The following is a 3,484-nucleotide window of genomic DNA, read 5'->3' as shown; positions in this document are numbered from 1 at the left end:
GGCGGGCGGTGCCCTAGGGGCGTCGCCCGCCGTACCGTTGCTCGTCGGGGCTGCCGGGTTGCCTTGGTGTCACCGGCGGCTCGCGGACCTCGCCTCGAGGGACATGACACTTAACATGAACAGTGGCACCCCCGTCAGCGGCGCAGCTCCCAGTGCATCAACTCCGGTCCACACGGCTGCTCAGGCCCTACAGTTCACGGCAGCGCCTGACCTCTTCGAGGGTCCCGCCGGGGTGCTTCCCGGCGCGACGACTGCGCTCGAGGGTCCTGCCGAGGTCGGGGAGGTGGGGATCGCGGTCCCCGGCCTGATCGTGCTCGACGTGTCGTGGTCGATGGCGGAGGACCTGGCCGGCGCTGCGGCAGCACTCGAGCGGTTCCGCTCCAGGCTCCGGCAGAACGGGATGACGAGCTCCAACGCCTACCTCGGGATCGTGACGTTCGCGGACACGGCTCGGACGGACCTCCAGCTGACCCTCGTCGCCGACCCGTCAGTGCAGATGCCGGCCATCGAGGCGCGGGGGCAGGGCACCAACTTCCATGCGGCGTTCACCGAGGTCCTCGCGGCATACCGCGCTGCGCTGCCGGAGCTGGCGGTGACCGCCGACGGCCGCCGACGCCAGACGTTCCGGCCCTCGGTCTTCTTCGTCTCCGACGGCGAGCACAACACGGGTCACGACTGGAGGGCACCGCTCGCCGAGCTCAGGTCGCGTTCGTGGAAGCCCAACGTCTTCGCCTTCGGATACCGCGACGCGGACCCTGCCACCATCCGCACGATCGCGGACGAGGGCCTGGCCTACTTCGCCAGGCAGGGTGAGGACCCGGACACGATGTTCGAGACGATCCTCAACGTGATCTTGCGGTCGATGGTCTCGGCGACGGTCACGGCTAACGGACAGGCTGGCAACCCCACCGCACCGACCATGGTGCCGGTGGTGGACCCGAGCATCGACCCGGCCACCGCGGGCATGGCCCTCATCGACCCCATCGGGCCGACCGTCGACTGACCACGTCGTGCAGGGGCTGGCAGCACCCGGGCCAGCCTCTCGCGCGTCGGTCGAGCAGCAGCTCGACCCGAAAGGTGACTCATCGTGAACCTCGACCCGAGGTCGACCAGGCGTGCCCGCACGCTCGTGCCGAAGGACGCCCCGACGGACGCTCCGACCGCCACACCTCCTTCGCGCTTCGCACATGGTCCGACTGGCGGCCGGGTCCACAGGCTGTCGGTTGACGGTCGACGGGCGACGCTCGACCTGTCGAGCGGCAGTGGCTACGAGTACGGCGACGACGGCTCGGTCCGCCGCTTGAACGGCGCCGAGCGCCGGCTGGTCCTCCTCGACTGGACCCGCCGACGCATGCCGGTCCCGTCGCCGCGGGAGCTTTGGATACTCGAAGCGGCTGTCCTGGCCTCTCGGAGTGCGCAGCCCTGGCGCGCCTGGGGGTCCCGCGGCCTGGCCCCTTCCTTGGCAGCACTCCTGCGGTCCCGCCGGGACTGGGCTGGCGCCGAAGGGCGGATCCGCGACGCCCTCGACGCGGCGCGGGCCGACGAGGCCGGGGTGGACGAGGACACGCTGTCGGCGGTGCTCCGCCTCGTCGGCAGCGTCCTCCCGGACCGCTGGCGCGACGCCAGCCCTGCCCAGGCCCCGCCGGCGATCATCGTCCCCGGGTGCGCCGAGGTCGAGTGGGACCGGGTCGCGGCGTCAGGGGTGGACTTGGGTCCGTACGGCATCCGGTTCGGGATCGCCGACACCGTGTGGGCGGCCGCCATCGGCCGGCGCCGCTCTCAGCCCCGCGGCGCGTCGCCCCAGCAGCTGTGGGCCCGACTCGTCGACGAGGAAACCGGTGCCGTCCACGACGCGGTCGAGATGCGTTGGACGGCCGGATTCCACACCGCGCGCGGGTACGTGCCGCCCGTCGCACGGGCGACCCGGACCCGGATCGAGGTGATGGCGGACATCCGACTGCCCGCCCGTGATGGCGAGCACAGGAACCGTGTGCTGGCCGAGCAGCGCCTCTTCCGCCGGCTCCTGTCCGACCGCCGAGCGGGCAAGCCGCGACTCGTGTCCACGCGGGACGTGCAGGCGGGGAGTCCCTTCCTGGCGGAGCTGCACCTTCGTCCGGCCGATCTCGCGTCCGCGTCTGCCGACGTGGTGTCCCCCGGAGCCGCGCTCGCCGCGCCTAGGCCGGCATGATCACGATGACGAGACTGGACGTCGGCCCCCTTCTCGGCAGCGGAGGCCAGGGTGACGTCTACGAGCTGCCGTCGGACCCAGGGCGGCTGTTCAAGCGCTACCGCAGCGGGGTGCGGGTGGACGAGACCGGTCTGAGCGCACTCGTGGAGTGGCGACTCGAGCTCAGTCCGCGGGACCGGGCCGTGGTGGACAAGCACACGGCCTGGCCGCTCGAGGTGGTCGACTGCCCGGGCGGGACCCTGGGGATCCTCATGAACCGCGCGCCTCGGGACTTCTGGCACACGGTCGAAGGTGGCGTGCTGCCTCGTGACCTCTCGTGGGCCTTCATGTCGGAGGCGGCGCGCTTCGTCGGGTTGGAGCCGGCGACGCCCCGGGCGGCGGTCGCGATCATGGTCCAACTCGCGACCGCCTTTGACGTCCTACACCGCAACGGGGCCACCTACGGGGACCTGTCGGCCAGCAACGTGTTGTGGACGGGCGACGGCTGCCCCAGTGTCCTGTTGATCGACTGCGATGCGGCCGAGGTGAACGGCCGGCCAAGGGCGCTCAGGGAGGCGCAGACGCCCCTATGGAGCTGCCCGTGGCCGGGAGTCGAAGGGCGGGAGCGAGATGAGTTCAAGCTGGCCATGGCCTTCCTGCGCCTGTTCTTCCGCTACGAGGGCCCCATCATGGACTCCACCTCCAGCATCGAGGTTCCGTCCCACCCGCCGGTCACGGGCGAGGCGGCCGACCTGCTCACGGCAGGCCTGCGGCAGGTGAGTGTCCGGCCCGCCGCCGCCGACTGGCTGCCGGTGCTGCGAGAGCTGCACGGGGGTCTTCGGGCCCGCAGGGTGGCGTCATGAGCCGCGCCACTCCGGACACCTTCGACCCGGAGTCGTGGAGCCGGCTCGGCGCAGAGTCTGGTCGGCGCAACGATCCACGGGTGCCTGACGGTCCCGCCCCCGTGCGGGACCTGCTGGCGTCGGCGTGGTTGGTCGAGCTGCGCGAGGAGCGTTTGGCCTTCCTCGATGCCCTTGACGCGCTGCACCAGCGTCGGCTCAACGCGAGGCGTCACCTGCACGAGCTCCAGGTGCAGGCCGCCATCGACGCCCGTCAAGGGGCGGCCATCGCCACGCTCGTCGAAAAGCTCCAGGAGCTCGCCGACGAACGAGCCATCCGGTGCGACCAGTTCCTCCAGGTCCTCGAGACGGTCACGCAGCGAGCAGTCACGTGTGATGCGAGCTGGCGTGCGGCGAACGAACGTCATCGTGACCGCCGACTGTCCATCGCCCCGACCACGTTCGTGGTGCCGCCAGA

The 3,484-nt window shown here is 71.4% G+C and carries 3 protein-coding genes; all 3 read left to right on the top strand.

Annotation, left to right across the window (positions count from 1 at the left end):
• The first annotated feature begins 115 nt into the window (after nucleotides 1-115).
• The 3 genes from ASD62_RS20555 to ASD62_RS03390 all read left to right on the top strand — a co-directional run bounded on the left by ASD62_RS20555 (nucleotide 116) and on the right by ASD62_RS03390 (nucleotide 3,030).
• Nucleotides 116-1,003, top strand: a complete 888-nt coding sequence (locus ASD62_RS20555) for a vWA domain-containing protein (protein ID WP_235530617.1) — start codon at nucleotides 116-118, stop codon at nucleotides 1,001-1,003.
• Nucleotides 1,004-1,459: 456 nt separating this feature from the next.
• Entirely contained in the window at nucleotides 1,460-2,188 is a 729-nt protein-coding gene (locus ASD62_RS03395; RefSeq protein ID WP_157581295.1) for a hypothetical protein, read from the top strand.
• Between the two features lie 5 nt (nucleotides 2,189-2,193).
• Complete coding sequence (locus ASD62_RS03390; RefSeq protein WP_157581293.1) at nucleotides 2,194-3,030, top strand: hypothetical protein; 837 nt, start codon at nucleotides 2,194-2,196, stop codon at nucleotides 3,028-3,030.
• Nucleotides 3,031-3,484 lie beyond the last annotated feature (454 nt).

This window comes from Phycicoccus sp. Root563 (assembly GCF_001427915.1).
In the GTDB taxonomy this organism is placed as follows: Bacteria; Actinomycetota; Actinomycetes; order Actinomycetales; family Dermatophilaceae; genus Pedococcus.
This window is presented reverse-complemented; position numbering and strand designations above follow the sequence as displayed.